Raw genomic sequence first — 23,305 nt, forward strand, 5'->3', positions numbered from 1 at the left:
TTGATGTTTGCCGCCCTGAAGCGGTTGGAAACGTCGGGCGCGAGCCCGGCCGGGACGGCGGTGCGCGACGGAACGCCACGTCACAACTGGCGCCTGCTCCAACGCTGGTCGCCGCCACTGGTCGCCGTGATGGTGCTGTTGTGCGGCTGGTGGTGGTTTCCCCCAGCAGTGACGCAGCCCGCCGATTCCGGCGCTGCAATGGCCACGGCGACGGTCTCGATCCCGACGGTCCCACCGCCCACCAACGACGCGGATGATTCGCGCGCAACCACCTTTGCGTTGACACCGGTCGCAGCCAACGAAACAGCACTTGTTCCTGTCGTTGCCAAGCCGGCCGTTGTCAGTCCCGTCGCTGCCACAACCCCGGACATCCAGACCACTGCGAATTCACAGCCGCCCGCAGCAGCACCCATCGCCCAGGCCACACCCTCACCCGCACCCACACCCACACCGCAACCAGCGGACCAGGTTGCGCCACAAAAACAGCCACAACCGCAACCGCTGGTCGATGCCATCAGCATCCGCGATGCGTCGGAGGCGACGGTGCCCGAGGACGGACAGTCCGTCGCGCGCGCAGTTGCCGCGCTCGGCACTTCAATCAAAAGCGAGGACTTCGTCGCCGGTGCCGAGCAACTCGCCTTGCTGAGCCGACTGTTGCCACCGCAAAGCCTGACCTTGTTGCGCATGCAGGCGTGGCTGGCGCATGAGAGCGGCGATACTGCAGGCGCCTTGGTGCTGTATCGCCGTATCGTGGCACGCATGCCCGGCGACCAGACCGCGGTCATCAACTTGGCGATCCTGGAGGCGCGCACGGGCGAGGCCGCCAGTGCACGCCAGCGCCTGCAACGGCTACGGTCGAACAGCACCGACTCGCGCGAGATCGACCAAGCCATCGGCCTGGTGGAGGCGCAGTTGCGGTGAACGAGGCCATCGCCACCTCCAAGATCACGTATCTGTCCGAGCTCGGGCTGACGCGTTCACCGTTCCCACCGACGCCGGACGCGGACGGCTACTTCCACACCGTCGCGCTGGAGCGCGAGCTGGCCGAGGCAACCCACTGCCTGCTCGCGCGCAAGGGCTTCGTGCTGATGACCGGTGAAGTCGGCATGGGCAAGAGCACCTTCGTGCGCCGCCTGCTGGATGCCGTCGTGCGCGAGGGGGCACTGGCTTCGCTGGTGTTCAATACCTTCCTGCAGGGGCCGGACCTGCTGGCCGCGATCCTGCGCGACTTCGGCATCGAACCGGGCAGTGACGCTGCGGACAATATCAACCGGCTCAACAGCTTCCTGGTGCGCCGCTGGCAGGCCGACACCACCTGCGTGCTGGTCATCGACGATGCCCAGAACCTCAGTCTCGAAAGCCTCGAACTGCTGCGGCTGCTGAGCAATCTCGAAAGCGGGCAGGAAAAGTTGCTGCAGATCGTGCTGGCGGGTCAACCGGAGCTGGACGAGCATCTCGGCCGCCACGAGATCCGTCAGCTGACCAGCCGCATCGTCAAGCACATCCGCATGAGCGCGCTCGACGTCACCGAGACCGCGCGCTACGTCGAGTTCCGCCTGTCACTGGCCGGTGCGGCCGGCCGCATCCGCGTGACGGCCGCCGCCCACGCCGCGCTGTATCGCAGCAGCGCCGGCAACCCGCGCCGGATCCACCTGATCATGGACCGCTGCCTGTACGGCATTGTCGCCACCGGCAATCCGGTGATTGATGCCGACCTGATTCGCCTGGCCAGCGCCGAGGCCGGCTTCATGCCGGTCCGGCGTCGCCACCTGCGCGGGCCGATCGTCGCCGCCGCACTGGTGGCGGCGACGGGACTGGCCACCGCAGCCGGCTTCGTCTATCACCGCGATACGGCGCCGGCAGTCGCCAGCACCACGACCAACGCCGAAAGCACGACAGCAGCGACCGCTGTCATCGCCGACGCGAAGTACGTGTCTTCCGGGCAAACCCTGTCCGCCTGCATGGCCCGCTTGTCAGTGACGACCACCGGGGACGGCGCGCTGATGCAACTGATACCCGTGCCGGACACCCATCTGGGTGCATTGCAATCACGCGATGACGTCTGCGTGCAACGACGCGGGCGTCACTGGGTCGCGGCCTGGCAACCTTGGCTGGCGGCCGAGGAACTGCTGCCCGGCCAGCGCAGCCCGTCCGTGCGCAGGTTGCAGGCCGCCTTGCTTGCTGACGAAGCCAGGCCTGACAGCGGCAATGGCGCGCTCGCCGACGGCGCACCGGTAGACGCCGTGCTCGCCGACGGACTGTTCGGCCCCCACACCCGCGACGCCCTGGCCCGCTTCCAGCATCGCCATGGTCTTGTCGCGACCGGCCGCCCCGACCCACTGACCCTGCTGCTGCTCAAGGGCGCGCCAGCAGCGGCCGCCTTGCCGCAGCTGGCAACCACCAATCCCACCCCGCCGACGCTGTCGGTTGAATCTCCGGAGAACCTGCATGGCAACGGTTGAACTACCTGCGCGAACCGCTGCCAACGGCGCGCCCAAGACCGACGAAGTCAGTCGACTCGGTGCCATCCTGCTCGAGCGCGGCATGCTCAACGCCGCGCAACTGCAGTACGCCTTGCAGAAATATGCGGTCGAGCAACAGCGCTTCGGGCGCCTGCTGATCAAGCACGGCCTCGCCAACGAGAGCGATATCGTGCGCGTCATGGCCGAGCTGCAGGGCATCACCTTCGCGCAGGTCGAGACCTTGCCCGAGCCCGACCCCCAGGTGCTGGCGCTGTTCAACCGCGAGCTGTGCCTGCTGCGTGCGTTCCTGCCGCTGCGCCGGGTCGACAACACGCTGGAAGTGCTTCTGGGCGACGCCGACAGCGATGCGGTTGCACAACTGGTGCTGCAGCGTTGTGGTCTGCGCTGCCGCTTCATGCAAGGCGAGTTCACCAAGGTCAGCCAGCTGATCCGGCACACCTACTACTTCGCCCAGAACCCCATCGAGTCCCTGCTGGACCGCGAGATCAAGCGCATCACCGCCGATGCCGATCACGCGTACAGCCCGGATAAACTGCTCGATTACCTCTTGCACCTGGCTATTCGCGAGCGCACCACCGACATCCACATCGCCCCGGCCGAGGGCAGCATCCACGTGCTGTTTCGCGTGGATGGCGTGTTGAGGCCGATGCTGGCGATGCAGTCGTCGCTGCACCGGCTGCTGGGTTTCATCAAGCTGGCGGCAGAGATGGACATCTCCGAGCAACGTCGACCACAAGACGGCAGCTTCCGTGCCAACGTGCTTGATTCCCCCGTGACGGTGCGCGTGTCGACCCTGATCAGCGAGATGGGCGAGCGCATGGTGATGCGGTTGTTGCCGGAAAACAGCGACCTGTCAGGGCTGACCGAGCTTGGATTTTTCCCCGAAGATGTGGCGGCACTGGAGCGGATGTTCGCCAAGCCGGCCGGCCTGCTGCTGATCACCGGCCCGACCGGCTCCGGCAAAAGCAGCTCGTTGCACGCCGCGCTGCGGATGCAGTCGCTGATCGAGCGCAACGTATTGACGGTGGAGGACCCGATCGAGTACCGCGTACCCGGCGCCTGCCAGACCGAGGTCAACCGGCGTGCCGGTTACGAATTCAGCTCGGCGCTGCGTCACTTCCTGCGTCACGATCCCGACGTCATTCTGCTGGGCGAGATGCGCGATGGCGAAACCGCCCAGGCAGCGATCGAGGCCGCGGCAACCGGTCATCTGGTGCTGTCCACCTTGCACGTTTCCGGCGTGTTCGGCGTGGTCCCGCGCCTGCGCCCGCTCGGCCTGGAAGCGCAGGTCATCGCCGACAACCTGCTGGCGGTGGTCAACCAGCGACTGGTGCGGCAGAACTGCCCGTTCTGCAGTGAGCCGGTGGAATTCGACGCGGCCGAGCGACGCTGGCTCGGTATCGACGACGACCAGACTGGCGCCTGCGGGCGACGCGGCATGGGTTGCGACCGCTGCCGCAACACCGGCTATTACGGCCGCCTGCCTGTCTACGAGATCCTGCATCTGGACGAAGCGGTCGCCAACGCGATCGCCGACGATGCCGGCCGCGAGGCGGTGCGCACCCTGGCCTACGCCAATGGTTTCAGGGACATGGTGGAGATCGCCAAGCGGCGGGTGATGCTTGGCCAGACCAGCCCGGCCGAAGTGCTGCGCGTGGTCGGCGACGGACCAGCGCCGTGAATGTCTATTACTACCGCCTGCTGCTGTCCAACGGCCGGGTGAAGGCCGGGATCGCCCAGCTTGCCGTGGAGCAGGACAGCTCGGCGCGGATGTGGCTGGAGAAGAACTTCGATGCCACCGTAATCCTGCTGCATCGCCTGCCGGGGTGGCTGGCCGAGACCCAGCGCAGCCTGTCGCAGCTGTTCCGGCCCAGCATCCGCGCACCGGAACTGGCCGGCATGTTGCGCGACATGGCGGTGATGACCAGCAGCGGCATCCCGGTACTGGAGGCGCTGCGCGCAGTCTCGCAGGAAGTCGGTACCGGGCGGGCGTCCAATGCCGCGCGGGTGGCGCGCAACCTGCTTGATGAGCTTGATGCCGGCGCATCGATGAGCGATGCCTTCGCACGCTACCCCGATACCTTTCCCGAGACCGTGCGCAACCTGGTCATGATCGGTGACGAGACCGGCAGCATGGACCACATGCTCAGCGAGGCGGCGGACCATGTCGAGCGCGTGTCGCGGATGACCGCCGACACCACCCAGGCGCTGATCTACCCCGCGTTCGTATTTCTGGCGATCTTCGCCGCCGGCGGATTCTGGATCTACTACGTGATCCCCAACCTCACCGGCCTGTTCAAGCAGATGAACGCCAAGCTGCCGCCGCTTACCGTGGCCGTGATCGCGTTCTCCGAGTGGTTCACCGCCAACGTCATCAGCGTATTGATCGGCCTGGTGGTCACCGCTTTCGTGTTGTGGGTGAGCTGGCGCTACAGTCGCGCATTCCGCCGCGGCACGCACTACACCCTGCACCGGCTGCCGATCGCCAAGACCATCATGAACTCGGCCGGCCTGGCGTTCCTGACCGAATACCTCTCGCTGCTGATCAAGGCCGGCGTGGACATGGTCAGCAGCCTGCAGATCATGGAGCGCGCGATCCGCGACGAGTACTACCGCGACCGCGTGATCGCCATCCGCCAGGTACTCGAACGCGGCGATCGCGTGTCCTCGGCAATGCGCCAGGTGGGCGGCTTCCCGCCGATGATGGTACGGATGATCTCGGTCGGCGAAGACACCGGCACCGTCGACAAACAACTCGCACGGCTATCGGGCGAGTACAGCCTGCGACTGCAACGGCTGATCGCCAACCTGTCGGAGATCATCAAGCCGGTGGTCGTGCTGCTTGCTGGCGGCATGTTCGTGCTGTTGATCGTCGCCCTGCTGCTGCCGGTCTATGACCTGGTCCGGCAAGCCATGTCCGCTCCCCAGTTCTGAACGCCGAGGTCCCAATGCAATCGCTCCCCAGTCCACGCCAGCCCCCTGGCCCAAGCGCGTCGCGCCGACACGGTCACACGGCCGCACGTTACCGGCAGCGAGGCGTCGGCCTGCTTGAAGTCGCCCTGGTGGTGCTGCTGATCGGCAGCGTCATGGCAGCCGGATTCCTGGTAATGCAGTCGCGCAAGCCGGCGCAACAGGTGGCGGCGCAGGAGCAGGCACTGCAATGGGCCGACCAGGCGCTGGTTGCCTATGCCGCCACACATGCCCGGTTGCCATGTGCGGTGTCGAGTCCCACCAGCGACGCCACCGATTGCGTGGGGCCCAACCAGAAAGGCTGGCTGCCGGTGCGGGCGCTGGAGGCCGTGCATCCCACCGGCGCTGGCCCCGGCCAGCCATTGCGCTACATGGTCTACCGGGGCAGCGATCCCGGCAGCGACCTGGCCACCGCCAGCAACCAGTTCAACCCGCGCAAGTGGGACGGATCCGAGCACGAATTCGACGCCGTGAACGGTCTGGATCTGTGCGCAGTGCTGGCCAACGCCGCCCGCGAGACGGCAACCGCCACCAAGGGCGACCGCGCGCGAACCACCGACATCGACGGCACCGGCATCAATGTCGCCTACGGCCTCAGCGCCGCCGGCAGCACACCAGGTAGCAGCGGACGTTTCGACGGTCGCAACCAGCAGTCCACCGCCGCGATGGAGTCGCCCGCACGCGGCGCCGACAGCGATTACGACGACCGCGTCCGTGTCCGCGACTTCAACGCGCTCGCGCAGACGCTGGGCTGCGGTTACGCCAACGCGACCGCCCCGGACGGGCTGGTGCTGGCGTCGCTGGACATGCTGGCGCTGGCGGTGGACGTCAGCGACGAGGTCGACGAGCAGCACGAGGGCAACCAGGAGGACACCGAACTGGCGGTCATCATGGCCGGCGTCTCGGAAGCCTTCGCGATCATCAACGTGGCGCTAGCCGCGGCCGGCGTTTCCAATTCGGCCTCGACCCTGGCCACCGCGTCTGCCCAGCTGGCGACCGCGATCGGAACCTGCGTGGTGCTGGTCGGCTGCGCGCTGATCCCGCCTTACACCGGCGCGGTGATCTCCGGCGGCATCGCCGTCGGCCTGGCTGCCGGCGCCACCGCGCTGGCGGCAATCGCACTGGGGCTCAGCAGCGCCGCTCTCGGGGTCACGATCGAAGCGCAGCAGATGGCGGACGTACCGCTCAGCAGTCCCGCCAACAGCATCGCCGAGGTAACCGAGCAGACCTGCCTGTCGGCGGACGGCGGTTGGCGGTTGTGGGATGTCGATCCGGATACGAAGAAGCGCTTCACGATCGACCCGCCCGGCATCTACCAGGAAGGCCTGTTGCAGCAGGTCGAGGAGATCGAGGAGCAACTGGTCGAGATCCAGACCGAAATCGACGACACCGACCAGAGCCTGACGTCCTTCGAGAACGCCGACTTCAGGGCGAAATTGTTCGACTACAACTACGGCAAGCCCGGTCGCGGCAGCTATGAGGAGGGTGAGGACGGCGACACCGCGTACAACGCGGCTCTGAAGACGTGGGAGGACAGCCAGCCCGGGATCATCAAACGATGGAAACGGGAGCTCGCCGCCAAGCTTGAGGCGATCCGCAAGGCCGAGGACGCGCATTACACCTGGGAAATCGCGGCGCAAGCCGCCGAGGACGCGAAGACGGAACTGGATTACATGCACCAGGCCATCGTCGAGATCACCGTCAAGGTGGTTCAGTGCGACAACTACCCACCAACGGAACTCCAGCTCAAGGTGAGCTGCGAAAACAATCGCAACTCGCTGAAGGGACTGCAACAGTGCGACCCCGCCTATGCAGGCGTGAACGCACAGGGCGAGATGCAATGTCTCGGCGAGAACCAGAAGCGCTACGACCAGCTTGCCGAGGAAAGCGAGGTCGTACGCGCGACTTATGTCCAGCTTACGCACGAGGCCGACGCAAGAACGCAACCGCCGCTCAACAACCATTCGTGGTGGTGCGCGATCACCAGCAGTTGTCAGATCCTGATCATCCCGTTCCAGGACGATGACGATGAGCGCGAGACCTATGCAAGGACCTACTACCAGCGCAAGCACCTGGTCGAATCACTGCGCCTGAAGGAGGTGGAACTGACCGACAAGCAGGGCGCTTACGCGACCGCCAAGGCACAGTGCGAGGCACTGAAAAACATGGATTCGGAGGGCGGAAGCAGCAGCGGGATCAAGATCGTCGAGGGCGTCACCGAAATCCTGCGCACGGCCAACTGCAGGGGCGCCACCGGCGCGGTCCAACCGGAGGTCTGCAACCCATGAACCGGCCCATGAATCGAAAGACAGGCGGCTGGTCGCTGGTCGAACTGGCCGTGGTGCTGATGGTGATGGGCGTGCTGGGCCTCGCGTTGTGGCAGACGCTGCCGCTGGCGCCGAAGGTCGCGGCAGGGGACAGCGCCGGGCGCGACCTTGCGCGGGCCGAGCAGGCGCTGTTGGGGTACGCGCTGGCGCACTCGCAGCTCCCCGCGCCGGTGAACGAGGACGGCCTGGGCGTCCTGCCGACGGAAATGCTCGGGCTGCCATCACAACTGAAGCTGCGTTACCAGGTGCAATCGTCCCTGACCGCGCCCGGCAGCGACTTCAAGCTGTCGTTGCCGCTTGCGTTCGGCCTGGGGGGGCCGCCGCCGGCACCTCAACAGGTCAACGGGCTGGATTTTTGCATGCGCCTGAAGAGCGCCCACTTGGCCACGTTGGACGGCATGAATGGCGTCCCGACCGCGTTCGCGCTGATGCATCCCGGACAGGCCGGCCATGACCAGTTGTCCGCGACCGCCGAATTCGTGTTGCCCGGAAGCCCGGGCGCCGCTGGGCGCCGCGTGCTCGCGATCGGGCCCGGCGAGTTCGCCAGCCGCCTGGCCTGTCCGGACCGCGTCGCCCGGGCGCGCGGTGCGGCCCACGCCGCCTACACCGCCTACGACCTCGCCCAGATCGCCAGGGAATACAAGGACTTTCGGACGTTCGCCATCCAGGTGGCGAAGATGAACAAGGCCAACGCGGACACCGGGGTCGCATTCGCAGCTTTCGACGTTGTCTACGGCGTGTTCACCGAGATGATCGCGATCCTGCAGGAGGCCGCAGGCTGGCCACCAGACCCCTTCGGCATTGCCACCGGCATCGTCTCGCATGTGGCGGCGACGGTTCAACTGGGGCTGGCGATCGCTGCCGTGGCCACGGCGGCGATTGACCTCGACAGCGCGATCGAAGATGTCGAGACCGCCAAAGATCAGGAAACAGCCGCCACCGCCAACCTCGATCGGATGACCACGCTGGCCAACCAGTCCTTGCTCCGCGCACAGCATCTCGACGAGCAGGGGCTGCAACCATGATGCCGATCCATACTCGATACGGACGCGCGCCCCAACGGCGTTCCCGGCACGCTGGATTCTCGCTTCTGGAACTGGCCATGGTGTTGGTGGTACTCGGCCTGGTGACGGTGCTGCTGGTGCAGTTCCTCGGCACCGCCTCGCGGGAGCGCCACGAGGTGGCCAGCGCCGACCTGCTGGGCCGCGCCGACGACGCGCTGCTGGCGTTCGCGATGGTCAACAGCCGCCTGCCCTGCCCCGCCAGCGACGGCTCCGGCGAGGAGAACTGCGGCAGCGGCCAGGTCGGACAACTGCCGTACCAGACATTGGGCCTGCCCGATGCAAACGCTCGCAGGATTCGCTACGGGGTGCTGCGCCGATCGGCGGCGCTGGCCGAGCACGATGCTGACCTGTCGAAGCGTTCGGATCGATACTTTCCGCTGCAGGTCTTCGGCGGAAAGTCCGCGATGGTGGGCAAGGCTCTACCGAATCCCACCATCAACGGCCTCGACATGTGCTGGGCCTTGCGCAGCGCCCAGAACGCCCCGGCCGATGCAGCTTTCCTGCATGTCACCCAACCCGGCGCACCGGCAGATATCGCCGGCAACATAGCCTACGCGCTGGCGCTGCCGCGCGGCGGCGACGGGTTCAGTGGGCATCAGGCCGGCAGCACTGCCGCCTTCGATTCGCCACGTCGACCTAGCAGCCCCGAGTACGACGACCGGGTACTCGCCGTCGGAATGGACCAGTTGTTCTCGCGCATGCGCTGCGGCGACAACCTCGCTGCTGTCGGTCACGCCCATTTCAATGCAGCCGCTTCGATCGCCGTAATGCACACGGCCTTGATCGACTACAAGAGCCAACTGGCGGTGGCCGAGAAAATGGCCCTGGCCAACACGCTCAGCGGCGGCGCCGCGATCGCGGGCGGCATCTCCGGGGTGATGGGCGCCGGCGCCGGCATGGCGGACTCGATCTCCGAAGGTCTGGCCAGTACCGGCATAGTCGCCTACAAGGTGGGCCTCGCCGCCGCCGCCGTTGCCGCCGCCGTCGCGGTCACCATCACTGCGGCGACGATGGAGGGCTTCGCCATCGCCGCGCACGAATCCGCCAAGGACGCGCATGACGATGTCGATCCGCTGATCTCACGGGCGGCAGTACTCAACAATGAGGTCCTTGAACATGCCAAGGCGGCGGATAAGGCCGGCATGTACTGACCCGTGTCCGGCGCCGACCCGCATGACCTTCCACGTCACCGATGCCCCACCAGGGAAACCGCAATGCAGCGCAACCGTTCTTCATCGTCCTTCAACCGCACCGCTGGCTTCACCATGATCGAGATGTCGGTGGTGCTGGTGATCATCGCCCTGCTGGTCGGTGCCGTGACTGTCGGCCGCGACGTCTACCGCAGCGCCGCCGCCGAGAGACTCAGTACCGACTTCGTGCAGGGCTGGCTGTTGGCATACGACCAGTACGTGGCCGGAGTCGGGACGGTGCCGGGCGACAATTTCGACAATCCTGGCGGCCTGGTCAACAACGGCCTCAATAACTTCTTGTGCCAGGACAATCTGCTCAACACGATGCTGGCGCGGGGCATCACGCTTCCCGCCGGGCGCGGGGAAGGCATGAATGATCGTTACGTCTACCAGGACAGCCGGGGCGTGCCGCACGACGTCCAGGTGTGCTTCGCCGCAGTGCAGTGGTCGGAGCCGTCCACCGCGGTCGGCGTCTACGCCAACCGGTCCCGCAACGTGATGCGGCTGCAAGGGCTGACGCCCGAGCTGGCGACATTGCTGGATGGCAAGATTGACGGCCGCGTCGACGCTCGCCATGGCCGCTTCCGTGAGATCGACCAGCAAAACATCACCAATGCCGTTGGCGCGCCATGGAGCCTGGAATCTACTGACACGATGAGCGGATCGACCAACCCGGACGGGCAGGTTGCAGAACTGGTGGGCTACCTGCGGATGAACCGCTGACGCGAGCGCTACCCGGTGGCAGGTCAGCCCGGGTCGCAGACGAAACGCAACACGGTCTCACCCAGCATGACATTGTCGCCGTCGCTCAGTTCAGCCTCCTCCACTCGCGCATCGTTGACCCGGGTGCGGTTGGTGGAACCCAGGTCCCGGATACGGACACGGGAACCTTCACGCCAGATCGCACAGTGATGACGCGACACGGTCTGGTGAACCACGCGCAGGTCAGCGTCGCTTGAACGGCCGATCACCAGCGGCTTCTCGGTGACCATCAGCCGCACGCCCTGATCAGCCCCCTGGACGACTTCAATCCAGCTGACCCCCGGAATCGCCAGCGCAGCGGTGACAGGTAACGTGCGCCGGGTCACTGGCCCGGTGTTGAACTTGCTGGCAAGCCTGCGGTCAGCATCGGCATCGGCGCCGGAGTCATCCACATCGCCGAACCGGGGCTGCAGTACCTCCGCCACGGCCGCCGGTATCGCCGGACCCGGCACCATCAGTCCCCGCCGGCGATCGGCTTCGATGCGAACTCGCAACGCCTGCGTCTGCGCTTCGGGCTCGCTGTCCAGGTCAGCCGCCAGACTGACACGCAGCGTTTCGTAGGCATCCAACGCCTGCGCATGCAGACCGGCTGCAGCAAGCAGCTCCATCAGTAGTCGCAGATGGCGCTCATTCCATTCGTTCGCCGACACCAGTCCGCGCGCGATGACGATGGCCTGCGGCAACCGGTTGTCCGCGCGCTGCACCTCGCACAGCCGGGTCAACACCGCGTCTGTACGTTTTGCCAGCGTGGTGCGAGTACGCAGCAGCCAGCTTTCAAAATCCCCGCAGTCGCGCAATGCCAACCCATGCAGGAACTCGCCGCCAAAACGGGCGGCATCACGTTCGACGGCTTCGATATCCATGCCTGCGGTGCCACTGACCACGACTTCGATCTGATCCAGCGCCACCAGGTCAATTGTCGTGCCTGGCTGCGGAAACAGGCCAATGTTGTCGCGGTCGCTCTCGATCATGGCGACGCCGCCATGGCCAACAAGCGCCTGGTTGAGGTCGGCCAGTACCTGGCGCAGGTTGGTCCGCGCCGAGCCATCTGCCAACGTCGGCCACAACAGTTGCGCCAGATCGGCCCGGGCATGCCGACGACCCCGCTCCACGGCCAGATAACCCAGCAGCGCCCAACCCTTTCGATAGTGGATTGCGCTACTGACGTCGCGCCTGCCCGACCACAGACCGCGCTCGCCAAGCAGTTGCACATGCAACATCGGCACCTCACTCGGCACTGGCATACCGCGGGTAACCGAGTATTGCCTGCAGCGCGCTGATGTCCGCGCGCAAAGGTGCGTCGGGCGCCAGGCGTGGTCCCAGCACCGCGGCCGCCTGTTGCAGCTCATGCCGCGCACGCACGGCATCGCCGACCCCCTCCAGGCTGGCAGCGAAAGCCAACCGTCGCCGGGCGGCTTCCACGTGATCCCCACCTAGTTCCTCGACCATTACCCGCAGGGCTTCGCCACGATGGTCCCGCGCTCTATCAAGATCTCCTTCGGCCACGCTCAGATCGGCCAGCAGTGATTCCAGCCAGGCCATGCGGCGCGGACTGTCCAGGCCAAGTGCGGTGATCGCGCGCAATTCACGGGCCGCATCGGCGGCACGGCCACTGGCGAGCAACCACTCGGCGACCAGCAGCCGGTGACCCCGGCTTGACGGATGTTGCGGCTTGTACCGCTGCTGCCATTGCGCCCAGGCACCATCGATCAACTCGCCTGCCTCGTCGACCCTACCCGCGCGCAACAGCAGACGACCAAGGTTGAAGCGGGCTCGCAACACACTGGGATTGTCGGCATCGAGCTGTGCGCTGCGGATCGCGAGCGAGCGACGGAAGCCGCGCTCGGCCGCATCGATCGCGCCGCGATCTTCATCGAGTGTGGCGTGGTTGTTGAGCTTGATCGCGTAATCGATGCTGTCAGTACCAGCGGACGCTGCTGTCCACTGCTCCGCCGCCTCGTAATGCGAATCTGCTTGCGGCCATTCGCCCATGTCGTGCAAGGTGGAGGCAAGTTCGTTGTGGGCCCAGCCGACGTTGACGCCATCCCCATAAAGTATCTTCGCAAGATCGAGCACTTCGCGCTGCATTGCCGCCGCTTCCGCCAGCCGGCCCTGTCCCCGCACCGATTGCGCCAACCCACCCAAGCTGCGCTCGTAGCTCGCATCGCGTCCCCGCTCGAGCGCCTCCTTCATCACCATCGACTGGCGGTAATAGCGCTCGGCGCTGACGAAGTCCTCGCGCTGCTTTTGCAACATGCCAAGGTTGTGCAGGGTCGAGGCGACATCCGTGGATGGCTCGCCGACATGTTCGCGGCGCATCGCCAGCGCGCGCATCAGCACGGCTTCCGCTTCGTCGCCATCGACGTGGACCAGCGCAATGCCAAGCGAGTTGAGCGAGTCGGCGACCTCGGCTGGCGTCGCGCCAATTTTCTCACGCAGGGCCAGTGAGCGACGGGCCGCGGCAATGGCAGACTTGTCGTGGCCACTGTTGCCACGCAGCACGGCCAGCTCGCTGAGCACCTGTGCGGCTTTGCCCGGCTGGCTCACGGACGGGTCGAGATAGCCATTCGCGGCGGCGATCATCAATGGCTCGGCAACCTGCGGGTGACCGAGATTGAGGTAAGCGTTGCCCAGCGCATCCTGCAGCCGCGCCAGTACCTCGGGGTTGTCGATGCGCTCTGTCTTGAGCTTGGCCGCACCGGCATCAAGGATGTCGCGCGCACTGAGTTCGGTACTGCCGCCACCTTGCTTGGGATCGACGGCGGTGAACGAGGACGCCAGCAGCTTGCTCACCTGCTCGGCGGTCTCGGCGGCGCGTTGCGCTCGCTCGCGCTCGCCATCCAACCGCCAGACAAAGCCGGCAGCGAGCACACTGAACAGCGCCAGCGCTGCTGTCTCGCGCCAACGCCTCCGCATCAGCCGGAGCAATCGATAGCCCGGCGGCGCCCCACGCGCAAGCACCGGCTGGCGCTCAAGATAGCGCTGCAGTTCATCGTGCAGCTCCACCACCGTTTGATAGCGGAGCTTCGGATCTGGCGCACAAGCCCTGGCCGCAATCGCATCAAGGTCACCGCGCAGTTCCGCACGCCAATCGACCGTTACGCCTGCCAATCGGCTTGGCGCAGGCAGCAAGCGATCACGACTATCGGCATCGCGCGATACCGCTTGTTGTGCCAGCAACTCGATCAGCATCACGCCGAGACTGAACACGTCACTGGCGGCGCTTACAGGATGGCCCGCCAACAGTTCCGGACTGGCATAGGCCGGCGTGCAGAACCCGCCATGTTCATCGCCTCCGACCAGTCCGCGAGCGATGCCGAAATCAAGCAGCACCGGCTCGCCATCGGCGCGTACCAGGACGTTGCCCGGCTTCAGGTCGCAATGCACGATCATGTGGCGATGCGCGCACTCGACGGCGTGACAGACGTTCTGGAACAACTCGATCCGTCGTCGCAGGTTCGGCTGGCGCTCGCGGCAATAGTGGTGCAACGGCAGGCCGTCGATGTATTCCATCACCAGGTAGGGCTGTCCGGCCGGCGTGGTGCCACCGTCATACAGGCGCGCAATACCGGGATGCTGGAGTTGCGCCAGCAGTTGCCGCTCCGCCGCCATACGCTCGATGGTCGCGGCGTCGGGCTGGCCATGCATCAGCTTGATCGCGACCTGCTGTGTATACAGTCGATCGGCACGCTCGGCGATGAACACGGTACCCATCCCGCCGCTGGCCAGACACTCCACCAGCCGCCATGAGCCCAGGGTGTCGCCAACGTTCAGCTCGGTGTCAGTCGATACTGATCCGGAGAGCAGCCCGGCGGCATCCCGACGTTCCAGACTTCGAGTCCGCGCGTGGAGCAATTCCTCGACCATCGCGATCGTCTGTGCGTCGCAAGTCAGCTCGCGCAGGCGCTCGTGTTGCTTCACCTGCGGCAAGTCCGCAATCGCATTGAACAATGCACGTGCATTCAACTGCTGGCCGGCGCCGGTGGCGTTGGCCAAATCCAGAAAAGTCACCCTGCCTCTCCCCAGTTACCGTCGGTTGCCCGCCCCCCCCACGACGCTCAGTCTACGACGCTACCGGCGCGTTACATAAAGCCGGCACCCCCCTTCCAATGATCGCCTCCGGCCTGCCGCTCAATCCGCCATTGTCAGCACTGCCGGGTCGCTCTCACCACGGGACACCACCACGGCCGCCGCCAGGTCGCCGGTGACGTTGAGCGTGGTCCGGCACATGTCGAGGAAGCGGTCGACACCCAGGATGATGCCGATGCCCTCCGGAGGCACCCCGACCATGGTGCAGATCAGCGCGATCACCGGCAACGAGCCGGCCGGCACGCCCGCGGTCCCGATGCCGCCCAGGATGCACACGAACATCACCGTGACCTGCGACGCCAGCGACAATTCGACCCCGAAGAACTGCGCCAGGAACAGCACCGTCACACCTTCGAACAACGCGGTTCCGTTCTGGTTGGCGGTAGCGCCGACGGTCAGCACGAAACGCGAGATCTTGCGCGGCAGTCCCAGATCCACTTCGGCAACCTTGAGCGCGGTCGGCAAAGTGGCGTTCGACGAGGACGTCGAGAACGCCATCAGGATCGCTTCCTGCGAGTTCTTGAAGAACTTCACCGGGGAATAGCCGCCGACGAACTTCAGCGCGATCGAGTAGACCACGAACATGTGGATCGACAGCGCCAGCACCACCACGCCGACATACGCGCCCAGCCGCACCAGCAAGTCCCAGCCAAACAATGCGGCCAGGTTGAACATGAAGCAGAACACCGCATACGGCGCCAGCTTGATGACCAGCCCGATCAAGGTCATCGACACCTCGAACAGCCCCTCGATACCGCGTTGCAGGGTATCGGCCGCCTTGCTGTTGGTCATCACCAGGCCGATGCCGACCATCAGCGCGAAGAACATGACCGAGAGGATCGAGTTTTCAGCCGCCGCGGTAATCACGTTGCTGGGCACGATCGACAACAGCATGTCCATGCCCTGCGCCTGGCCCGCACTGCTGGCGACGATCGCCTGCGCACGGTCGGCACCTTCGGCGAGCATCTGCTCGGCGGCGGCGCGGTCGACGCCGACGCCCGGCTGCAGCCAGTTGACCAGCACCAGCCCGATCACCACCGCGATGCTGGACACGATGACCGTATAAGCCAGCGTCTTCCAGCCGACCCGGCCCAGCGAACGCACGTCCCCCATTTCGGCAATGCCAACCACCAGCGCCGAGAACAGCAGCGGGATGATCAGCATGAAGATCAGCCGCAGGAACAACTGGCCAGCCGGCTGGGTCACGTAATTGGTAAGCCACTGCACCCAGGCGGCGTCGGCTCCGGACACGTAGTGCGCGATCATCCCCAGCAACAGGCCGGCGACGAAACCGATTGCCATCTTCCAATGCAAGGGCATCTTGCTCTTGCCCTTGGCGTCCGCGCCGCTTTTTGCTTCGGTCATCGGGTGTTTTCCTGCTGGACAGCGACCGAGCTTAGCAAACCTGAACCTCTATTCCACGTCTGGCTCCGACGGGACTTTCCTCATGGTTTCGGATACAACGGCGGCAATGGCGAGACGGGCTCCGGCGATGACGGGCGCCAACGTGGGCCGCGGGCAAATGCCGCACGCATCATCTGCCGTGCGACAACGCCGTCGCCGCCGCCCCAGCGCGCGCGCTGCATCGCGTCCAGTGCATCCACCTGGGCCGGATCGTCAAGCCGTACGCACACCTCATCAATGCTCCCCGCCGGCAACCGGGCCAGGCGACACAAGCGGTCGGCAATGTCTTCAAAATCACTGCTGGCCAATGCGCGCTTGAAACCGGCGACGTCCGACTTTGCGCCATCCTGCTTTGCCCCATCCTGCTTTGAATCATCGGTCCGGGCAGGCGTCGACGCCGCCGATGGCGACGTGCCCGCGGGCAACCGGTGCAGGCCCCACACCAGGGTCACCAGCCACAGCAGCGCGAACAGCGCGGTCGCCAGCACCCAGCCACGATCCGCCCCGGCAATCACGTTGGCTGGTGCGGGCTCGCTCACCGCCGATGGCAGCGACGCATCCATCGGCGGCACCGGCAAGCCACCCGCGGCTGGAGCCACCGTCCACTCCAGCGGCGGCAACTTGGCGGTGCGGGTCGCGCCTTCGTCCACGTCCCACCACTGCAAAGGCAAACCCGGCAGCGTCACCACGCCCGCCCTCGACGGCACCAGCGAAAACTGGCGTGTCACGGTCACCTGTGGCCGTCCATCGACGAAGCGTTCGTCGGTCTGGGCCGGCTCGGCGAATACCTGCACACCCTCTACCGGGGGCAGTTGCAACTCAGGCACCTGGGCCGTGGTGGCACCGTCGACCACGGCTTCCACGGTCACGGTCGCCGCCACGCCGGCATGGAGTTGCTGGGGCGTCGACAAGTAGCGCAACTTCATGTCGTGCAATGGCAACCACGGCTGTGGCGCGGCCTTGGGAATCGGCTGGACCTCAAGCACCCGCGGTCGCGCCTGTGCGTGCAACGCGCCACCGCCGCGACCCAGGAAGTCCTCGAAGAACCCGGCCGCACCCCGGCCCTCGAAACTGGCACCGGGCACGCTCAGGCTGCCGCTGCGCTCGGGGATCAGCAGGTAGCGACGCTCGATCACGTTGTAGCGCCGACCGTCGATCTGGCGGCTGTATTGCGCATCATCACCCACTTGCTGCAGCGTCGCGCCCTCCGGCGCCGCTTGGTCCAGTTGGCCCGAGACCAACGGCACCGCCGCGTACAAGCGCACCACCCAGCCGACCGTTTGCTGCACGTAGGGCGTCGTGTCGTCGGGCTCGCTTTCCAGGAACACATCATCGCCGGCGCGCGCCGGACTGACGGCGCTGGCCGGGGCCACCACCAATGACAACGGGTCGGTGCGCTGGCCACCGATATCCAGCGCCGGTACGGTCAGCACCCCCTCACGTTGGGGCTTCAGGGCGACCGCATACAAGGTCCGTGACACGGCGCGGCCATTGGTCAGGGTCATCTGCCGGCTGCTGCTGCGGCCGCTGATCTGGAAGTCGGCCTGCAACGGCGCGTAGTCGGGGCTGGCGCCAGTGTCCGTCTCGATGTTGAGGGTGACCGTCTCGCCAAACTCGATCCGGTCGCGGTCGAGCCAGGTCCGGGTTTGTGCGTTGGCCGCCAGGCTGGCCATCGAAAGCAGCAACAACAAGGCTTGCAGGATTATTCGCGACATCGGTTTCATTGTTCACTGCCCCCTTGTAGTTGGCGACGCTGGTACTCGATCCGGAACTTCTCCCGCAGCAAGCCACCCGGGTCGTCAGGGACCCGGCCCAGCCAGGCCTCGTTGGCGATCCTGCGTTCGCGCTGGTCCGGCGTCTCCGACGCAGGAGCCGTCGACGCTTCCGATTCCTCAGGCTTGCCGGGTTTCTGGCTGGCCTGACCAAGCGCCTGTTCCATGCGCTCGCGCTGGGCCTCGTCTGCCGCCTGCTGGGCTTTAGCATCGGCGGCCTCGGGCGGTGCGGAGGGCGACGGTGGCGGGCTACCGGGATCGTTGGAGGGATCTTGCGGTTCTCCATCCTCGGCTTGTCTGGGCGGCTTGGACTTCTTGCCACTGTCGGCTGGCGAGCCTGATGGGGATCCATTTTTAGGCTCCTGGCCCGAATCGCCCTGCCCCGAGTCACCCTGTCCTGAATCTTTTTGATCCTGATCCTCAGGTTGCTTGCCTTTGCCCGGGCCCTTTGGCGGCTGGCGTTTCATCGCCGCCTCGACGGCTTGCCGGTTGGCGACCGCGTCGGGCATGGCAGCCTGGCGGGCAATCGCCTTATCGTAGGCTTCCAGCGCCTGGGGATATTGGCCGGCCTTGGCCAACGCGTTGCCACGGTTGTAATCGGCCTGCGCGCCGTCGATGGTTGCGTAGAGTTCCGCGGCGCGATCAAAGTCACCCTGGCGATACGCCTGCGCTGCCTGTTCCATCTTCTGATGGGACACCTGGTCGGGGCGTTGCCACAGCTCCGCAGCCTGCGCGGTGCGACCGGGAAGCCACAAACACAGCACGATCACGGCAACCGGGGCGCCACGTCGAAACGCGAACAATGCCAGCAGCATCAGCGGCGGCAGCAACCAGAAGCCCCCATCCTGCCAACTCAAACCGTGCTCGGCAGCAGCGGACTGGCCGCCAGCGCCATCCATGCCCGTATCCGTCGGATCCAGTACTCCAAGCCTCTCCAGGTCGGAGTTGTCCGGCGTGAGGGTGACGTAGCGTCCCCCGCCCGCCGCCGCGAGCTGGCGTAGCGAGTCGACCTCCAGACGGGTGCTGGCTATGGCGCCTGTCGCGGTCTTGTAGGGGGCTCCCTGGGCCGTGCCCAAACCGATGGCCGATACCGAATAGCCCTGGGCACTGACGGCGCGCGCCGCGGCCAACGCATCGGCATCGGCGTGGTTGGTCAACAACAGGATCCGGCCACTGCGGAAACCGGCCTGCTCCAGCAGCCGGGCCGACCAGGCGATCGCGCGGTCGCCCCGTTGGCCGTCCACCGGCATCACTTCGGGCTGAAGCGCACCCAGGAACAGCGCGACGTTGGCTGCATCGCGGGTCAGCGGGGCCACCGTGAAAGCATCGCCGGCGTAGACGACCAGCCCGACCTGTCCGCCTTCGCGCTGGTCCAGCAATACCGCCAGCTTGGCGCGTGCCTGGGCAAGCCGCGACGGCTGCAGGTCGCCGGCCAGGCTGGTGCTGGACAGGTCCAGCGCGATGACCAGCGGTGTCTGCGGTTGCCACAGTGGCTGCGCGGTCTGCTGCCAACTCGGCCCTGCCAGTGCCAGGACGGCCAGCAGGTAGGCCAGCGAGTATCCGGCCGCGGCAAGCAGCACCCGCGGCTTGCGCGAACCGCCTCGGCCTGCGAGCAGATGCGCGAGCAGATGCGGGTCAACCGCGTCACGCCAGACACTCGCGCGCTGCCGGCGACGTTGCCACCACCAGCCCAGCAGCGGCAGGCCCAACAGCAGCCATAACCAGTCAGGCCGAAGGAAATGCAGCGCATCGAGGTCGATATTCACGCGCGCCTCCTGCCGGGCCAGAGCAAAGCCAGCAAGCCCAGCGCGAACGCCGCGCCCAGCGGCCATGGGTAGCGCTCCAGCTTCGGTCGTACCGCCTGGCCTGGACGCTCCACCGGCTCGAGCCGGTCAATCTCGGCGTAGATGCCGGCCAGCGCAGCGGTGTCGCCGGCACGGAAGAAGCGGCCACCGGTAATCTCCGCGACCTTCTTCAAGGTCACCTCGTCAATATCGTCGACGGTCCCGGCCATCGGCAACTGGAAGCCGAACAGCGACATCGCGCCGCCACCGCCAAACGCAACGGTGTGTACCCGCACGCCGGCGTCACGGGCCAGCTCGGCCGCCTTCAACGGCTTCAGCAAGCCGGCGGTGTTGACGCCATCGGTCAACACAATCAGCACCGTATCGGCATCGCCATCAGCGGTGGCGGCGGGGGCCGTGGACCGGCCCTGCAAGCGCTTCACCGCCAACCCGATCGCATCGCCAATCGCGGTTTCCTGGCCCGCCAGGCCGACCACGCTGTCGGCCAGTTGCAGACGCACGCTGGCCAGGTCCCCCGTCAACGGGGTCAATGCGTAGGCACGACGCCCGAACACCACCAGGCCGACCCGGTCACCCTGGCGACGGTCCAGGAAATCCGACAGCACCGCCTTGGCCGCGGTCAACCGATCCACCTGGCGACCGCCCAACTGCATGTCCGGCTCACTCATGCTTCCCGACAGGTCCAGCGCCAACATCAGCTCCCGGCCCTGCTCCGGTGGCAGGATTGCCTCGCCCAACTGCTGCGGCCGCGCGGCCGCCACGCACAACAGCAGCCACGCAAGCCACAACAACCACGGCACGCCACTGCCCCGCACGCCGCCGACACCGGCCAGACCGCCAAGCCGGTCACCGAATGGCACCTTCAGCGCCGGTGAAGGACTGGGCCTTGCCGGCAGCAGCCAACGTGCGAGCAGCGGCAGAGGCGCGGCGAGCAGCAACCACGGCCAGGCAAACCCCGCGAATGCCTGCGCCAGCCACGCTTCCCACGCCGCGATCACGATTTCGCCATCCATCGCAGGAAGCGTGCACGCGCGAGTGGGCGCAGCGCGGCGACCTGCTGCGGGTCGACCTGCTTGCGATAGCCCCCGTCCAGCAACAGGCGACCCGGGCCTTGGCGAAAGCCGTGGTTGCCAGCCGCCCGTTTTCCGCGTTTGCCCTTGGTTCCGGCATCACGGTCGAGCAGCTCCAGCCACGCGTCGCCTTGCAGTCGATCCGCCTCGGGGCTCACCCGTCGTGCCGCGCGGCGCAGCAGTTCCGATATCGCTGCCACTTCCGCGGCTGGCGTTGCTGCGGCCGCCACGGTCTGGTCGAACACCGCGGCAATGGCCGCGAGCCGCCTGCGTCGCCGCCGGGCCCACCAGGCCCAACCGCCCACCGCCACAACCACCAGCGCAGCGAGCAACCACCAGCCCGGTGCGGGTGGCCACCACGGCGGCGCCGGCGGCTGGTGGATGTCGCGCAATACCAACGCCGCGTCCTGCATCACGCCACCATCGGCCGTGGCTGGCCCAGCAACGGCAGCCACGACTCACTGGGTGCGTCACAGGACAACGCCTGCACACGGACCCCGCGCGCCGGCAATGATGCCAGCGCCGCCTCCAATGGGACGGCAAACTCGGCGCGCCATTGGTCCCGCCGGGCGGGGCTGCCCAGGTCCAGCTCGATGCGTTGATCACCGCTGCGAAACGGCAACGTCGCCGTCGGTGGCGACAACTCCAGCGGATCGGTCAACAGCAGCACCACGACCTCATGATGCTGGGACAACACCGACCAGCGCCGCTCCGCAATATCGGCCAGGCTGTGCGGATCGGCCAGCACCAGCAGCCTTGAGCCGGGGCGCAGCAAGCGTTGGGCGTGGTCGAGGGCGACACCGAGGCCGGCATCATCGGCGGGCGGCCCTGCGTACCAGCGCACCAGTGCATCCAATACCCGCAGGGCGCCGCGAGGGCCACCGGCCGGCGTCACCGGTGGTTCTGCCTGGCTGCCACGCAACGCCGCGATGCGGTCGCCATCGCGTACCGCAGCCCAGGCCGCGACCGCCCCGGCCCGCGCCGCCTGGACCGACTTGAACCGGGTCCGGGTCCCGAAATACAGCGAAGACGCGGTATCGGCGACGATCAAGGTCAGCCGTTCGCGTTCGGCCTGGTAAAGCTTGGTATGCGCGCGCCCGGTGCGCGCGGTCAGGCGCCAGTCGATATGGCGGGCGTCGTCGCCGGCGATGTACTCACGTGACTCGGCGTACTCCATCCCGCGCCCGCGCATCGGCGACAGCGCTTGACCGCTGACCCCGTGGCGACCGCGTCTGGCACTACGCCGGCCACTCGCCGCGGCACGCAGTGCCACCAGTTCGGCCAGCGTCGGGGTAATGCCGTCGCTCACGGCAGCGGGACTTTGGCCAGCAGCTCGGCCACCAGCCGGTCGCCATCCCAGCCTTCCGCCGTCGCCTCGTAGCTGGGCAGGATGCGATGGCGCAGCACGTCGGGTGCGACTGCGCGGACATCATCCGGAGTGACATAGTCGCGTCCCACCAGCCAGGCGTGCGCCCGTGCACAGCGCTCCAATGCGATCGATCCACGCGGGCTCGCCCCCCAGGCAATCCGCCGGGTGAGCGCGGCGTCGTAGGCGGCGGCATTGCGCGAGGCCAGCACCAGTTCGATCAGGTAACGCTCCACTGCCGGTGCCAGATGGACGTCGAGCACCGCATCGCGGGCGGCAAACACATCCTGCTGCGGCAGCCGCGTCGCGGGCGCGGTCACTGGCTTGAGCGCATCACGCGCGCGATCACGGGCCAGCTTGAGGATCCCGGCCTCGGCCTCGGCTTCGGGGTAGCCGATCCGCACGTGCATCAGGAACCGGTCCAGCTGCGCCTCCGGCAACGGGAAGGTGCCCTCCTGTTCGATCGGGTTCTGGGTCGCCATCACCAGGAACAGCGGCGGCAACGGATAGGTCGCCCGGCCGACGGTCACCTGGCGCTCGCCCATCGCCTCCAGCAATGCGGACTGCACCTTGGCCGGGGCGCGGTTGATCTCGTCGGCCAGCAGGATCGGGTGAAAAATGGGCCCGGGCAGGAATTCGAAGCGGCCGTCCTGAGGACGCCAGATCTCGGTCCCGGTGAGGTCGGCAGGCAGCAAGTCCGGGGTGAACTGGACCCGCGCGAACTCGGCATCCAGCCTCGCCGCCAATGCCCGGATCGCGCTGGTCTTCGCCAGCCCGGGCGCGCCTTCGACCAGCAAGTGCCCGTCCGCCAACAGCGCAATCAGCAACCGGTCGATCAAGGCCGCCTGGCCGATGATCTCCACCGACAAGTCCGTGCGCAGCTGGTCAAACGTCCGTCGTAGCCGGGCCAGCTCGGCGGCGGCGGGACCGGATACGCGATCCGGTTGTTCAGCGGTCGCGCTATCGTCCATCGAAAATTCGTCCATCGGGGGTCTCGGGTCGG

The 23,305-nt window shown here is 66.6% G+C and carries 17 protein-coding genes; 8 read left to right on the forward strand and 9 right to left on the reverse strand.

Going from position 1 to position 23,305, the window contains the following annotated elements:
• Nucleotides 1-3: 3 nt before the first annotated feature.
• The 8 genes from ACW7G6_RS13690 to ACW7G6_RS13725 all read left to right on the forward strand — a co-directional run bounded on the left by ACW7G6_RS13690 (nucleotide 4) and on the right by ACW7G6_RS13725 (nucleotide 10,757).
• Complete coding sequence (locus ACW7G6_RS13690; protein WP_456998502.1) at nucleotides 4-921, forward strand: tetratricopeptide repeat protein; 918 nt, start codon at nucleotides 4-6, stop codon at nucleotides 919-921.
• Nucleotides 918-2,462: an AAA family ATPase gene (locus ACW7G6_RS13695; protein WP_456998503.1), complete on the forward strand. Its 1,545-nt coding sequence runs from the start codon at nucleotides 918-920 to the stop codon at nucleotides 2,460-2,462. Before ACW7G6_RS13690 ends, ACW7G6_RS13695 begins: the two co-directional genes overlap by 4 nt.
• Nucleotides 2,449-4,164 (forward strand): GspE/PulE family protein, encoded by a 1,716-nt coding sequence (locus ACW7G6_RS13700; protein ID WP_456998504.1) that lies wholly within the window; start codon nucleotides 2,449-2,451, stop codon nucleotides 4,162-4,164. The genes ACW7G6_RS13695 and ACW7G6_RS13700 overlap by 14 nt, the downstream gene beginning before the upstream one ends.
• Complete coding sequence (locus ACW7G6_RS13705; protein ID WP_456998505.1) at nucleotides 4,161-5,417, forward strand: type II secretion system F family protein; 1,257 nt, start codon at nucleotides 4,161-4,163, stop codon at nucleotides 5,415-5,417. Before ACW7G6_RS13700 ends, ACW7G6_RS13705 begins: the two co-directional genes overlap by 4 nt.
• A gap of 14 nt (nucleotides 5,418-5,431) precedes the next feature.
• The gene (locus ACW7G6_RS13710) at nucleotides 5,432-7,741 is read left to right on the forward strand and encodes a hypothetical protein (protein WP_456998506.1); all 2,310 of its coding nucleotides are present in this window, start codon (nucleotides 5,432-5,434) and stop codon (nucleotides 7,739-7,741) included.
• An 8-nt stretch (nucleotides 7,742-7,749) separates the two neighbouring features.
• The gene (locus tag ACW7G6_RS13715; RefSeq protein ID WP_456980342.1) at nucleotides 7,750-8,805 is read left to right on the forward strand and encodes a type II secretion system protein; all 1,056 of its coding nucleotides are present in this window, start codon (nucleotides 7,750-7,752) and stop codon (nucleotides 8,803-8,805) included.
• A 77-nt stretch (nucleotides 8,806-8,882) separates the two neighbouring features.
• Nucleotides 8,883-9,995 carry a hypothetical protein gene (locus tag ACW7G6_RS13720; RefSeq protein WP_456980343.1) on the forward strand — a complete coding sequence of 371 codons (1,113 nt, stop codon included), beginning with the start codon at nucleotides 8,883-8,885 and terminating at the stop codon, nucleotides 9,993-9,995.
• A 63-nt stretch (nucleotides 9,996-10,058) separates the two neighbouring features.
• Nucleotides 10,059-10,757 (forward strand): type II secretion system protein, encoded by a 699-nt coding sequence (locus ACW7G6_RS13725; protein ID WP_456980344.1) that lies wholly within the window; start codon nucleotides 10,059-10,061, stop codon nucleotides 10,755-10,757.
• 23 nt (nucleotides 10,758-10,780) lie between these two features.
• Here the strand turns inward: ACW7G6_RS13725 and ACW7G6_RS13730 are convergent, their stop codons facing one another.
• The 9 genes from ACW7G6_RS13730 to ACW7G6_RS13770 form a co-directional block, all read right to left on the reverse strand.
• Nucleotides 10,781-12,040 (reverse strand): FHA domain-containing protein, encoded by a 1,260-nt coding sequence (locus tag ACW7G6_RS13730; RefSeq protein ID WP_456980345.1) that lies wholly within the window; start codon nucleotides 12,038-12,040, stop codon nucleotides 10,781-10,783.
• On the reverse strand, nucleotides 12,024-14,807 hold the full coding sequence (locus ACW7G6_RS13735) for a protein kinase domain-containing protein (protein ID WP_456998507.1): 2,784 nt from the start codon (nucleotides 14,805-14,807) through the stop codon (nucleotides 12,024-12,026). The genes ACW7G6_RS13730 and ACW7G6_RS13735 overlap by 17 nt, the downstream gene beginning before the upstream one ends.
• A gap of 120 nt (nucleotides 14,808-14,927) precedes the next feature.
• Nucleotides 14,928-16,250: a dicarboxylate/amino acid:cation symporter gene (locus ACW7G6_RS13740; RefSeq protein WP_456980347.1), complete on the reverse strand. Its 1,323-nt coding sequence runs from the start codon at nucleotides 16,248-16,250 to the stop codon at nucleotides 14,928-14,930.
• Nucleotides 16,251-16,330: 80 nt separating this feature from the next.
• Nucleotides 16,331-18,004 (reverse strand): BatD family protein, encoded by a 1,674-nt coding sequence (locus ACW7G6_RS13745; protein ID WP_456980348.1) that lies wholly within the window; start codon nucleotides 18,002-18,004, stop codon nucleotides 16,331-16,333.
• 5 nt (nucleotides 18,005-18,009) lie between these two features.
• The gene (locus tag ACW7G6_RS13750) at nucleotides 18,010-19,827 is read right to left on the reverse strand and encodes a VWA domain-containing protein (RefSeq protein ID WP_456998508.1); all 1,818 of its coding nucleotides are present in this window, start codon (nucleotides 19,825-19,827) and stop codon (nucleotides 18,010-18,012) included.
• Entirely contained in the window at nucleotides 19,824-20,879 is a 1,056-nt protein-coding gene (locus tag ACW7G6_RS13755; RefSeq protein ID WP_456980350.1) for a vWA domain-containing protein, read from the reverse strand. Before ACW7G6_RS13755 ends, ACW7G6_RS13750 begins: the two co-directional genes overlap by 4 nt.
• Nucleotides 20,861-21,349: a DUF4381 family protein gene (locus ACW7G6_RS13760; RefSeq protein WP_456980391.1), complete on the reverse strand. Its 489-nt coding sequence runs from the start codon at nucleotides 21,347-21,349 to the stop codon at nucleotides 20,861-20,863. The genes ACW7G6_RS13755 and ACW7G6_RS13760 overlap by 19 nt, the downstream gene beginning before the upstream one ends.
• Entirely contained in the window at nucleotides 21,349-22,296 is a 948-nt protein-coding gene (locus ACW7G6_RS13765; RefSeq protein WP_456998534.1) for a DUF58 domain-containing protein, read from the reverse strand. Before ACW7G6_RS13765 ends, ACW7G6_RS13760 begins: the two co-directional genes overlap by 1 nt.
• Nucleotides 22,242-23,273: an AAA family ATPase gene (locus ACW7G6_RS13770; protein ID WP_456998535.1), complete on the reverse strand. Its 1,032-nt coding sequence runs from the start codon at nucleotides 23,271-23,273 to the stop codon at nucleotides 22,242-22,244. Before ACW7G6_RS13770 ends, ACW7G6_RS13765 begins: the two co-directional genes overlap by 55 nt.
• Nucleotides 23,274-23,305: the final 32 nt, after the last annotated feature.

The organism is Lysobacter sp. A421, from assembly GCF_054052145.1.

Excerpts from the sequence above, each read along its gene's own strand:
- ACW7G6_RS13690 (WP_456998502.1), top strand. The coding sequence starts at position 4 with ATGTTTGCCGCCCTGAAGCGGTTGGAAACGTCGGGCGCGAGCCCGGCC.
- ACW7G6_RS13700 (WP_456998504.1), top strand. The coding sequence starts at position 2,449 with ATGGCAACGGTTGAACTACCTGCGCGAACCGCTGCCAACGGCGCGCCC.
- ACW7G6_RS13710 (WP_456998506.1), top strand. The coding sequence starts at position 5,432 with ATGCAATCGCTCCCCAGTCCACGCCAGCCCCCTGGCCCAAGCGCGTCG.
- ACW7G6_RS13715 (WP_456980342.1), top strand. The coding sequence starts at position 7,750 with ATGAATCGAAAGACAGGCGGCTGGTCGCTGGTCGAACTGGCCGTGGTG.
- ACW7G6_RS13720 (WP_456980343.1), top strand. The coding sequence starts at position 8,883 with ATGGTGTTGGTGGTACTCGGCCTGGTGACGGTGCTGCTGGTGCAGTTC.
- ACW7G6_RS13725 (WP_456980344.1), top strand. The coding sequence starts at position 10,059 with ATGCAGCGCAACCGTTCTTCATCGTCCTTCAACCGCACCGCTGGCTTC.
- ACW7G6_RS13730 (WP_456980345.1), bottom strand. The coding sequence starts at position 12,040 with ATGCCAGTGCCGAGTGAGGTGCCGATGTTGCATGTGCAACTGCTTGGC.
- ACW7G6_RS13740 (WP_456980347.1), bottom strand. The coding sequence starts at position 16,250 with ATGACCGAAGCAAAAAGCGGCGCGGACGCCAAGGGCAAGAGCAAGATG.
- ACW7G6_RS13745 (WP_456980348.1), bottom strand. The coding sequence starts at position 18,004 with ATGTCGCGAATAATCCTGCAAGCCTTGTTGTTGCTGCTTTCGATGGCC.
- ACW7G6_RS13755 (WP_456980350.1), bottom strand. The coding sequence starts at position 20,879 with ATGGATGGCGAAATCGTGATCGCGGCGTGGGAAGCGTGGCTGGCGCAG.
- ACW7G6_RS13760 (WP_456980391.1), bottom strand. The coding sequence starts at position 21,349 with ATGCAGGACGCGGCGTTGGTATTGCGCGACATCCACCAGCCGCCGGCG.
- ACW7G6_RS13770 (WP_456998535.1), bottom strand. The coding sequence starts at position 23,273 with ATGGACGATAGCGCGACCGCTGAACAACCGGATCGCGTATCCGGTCCC.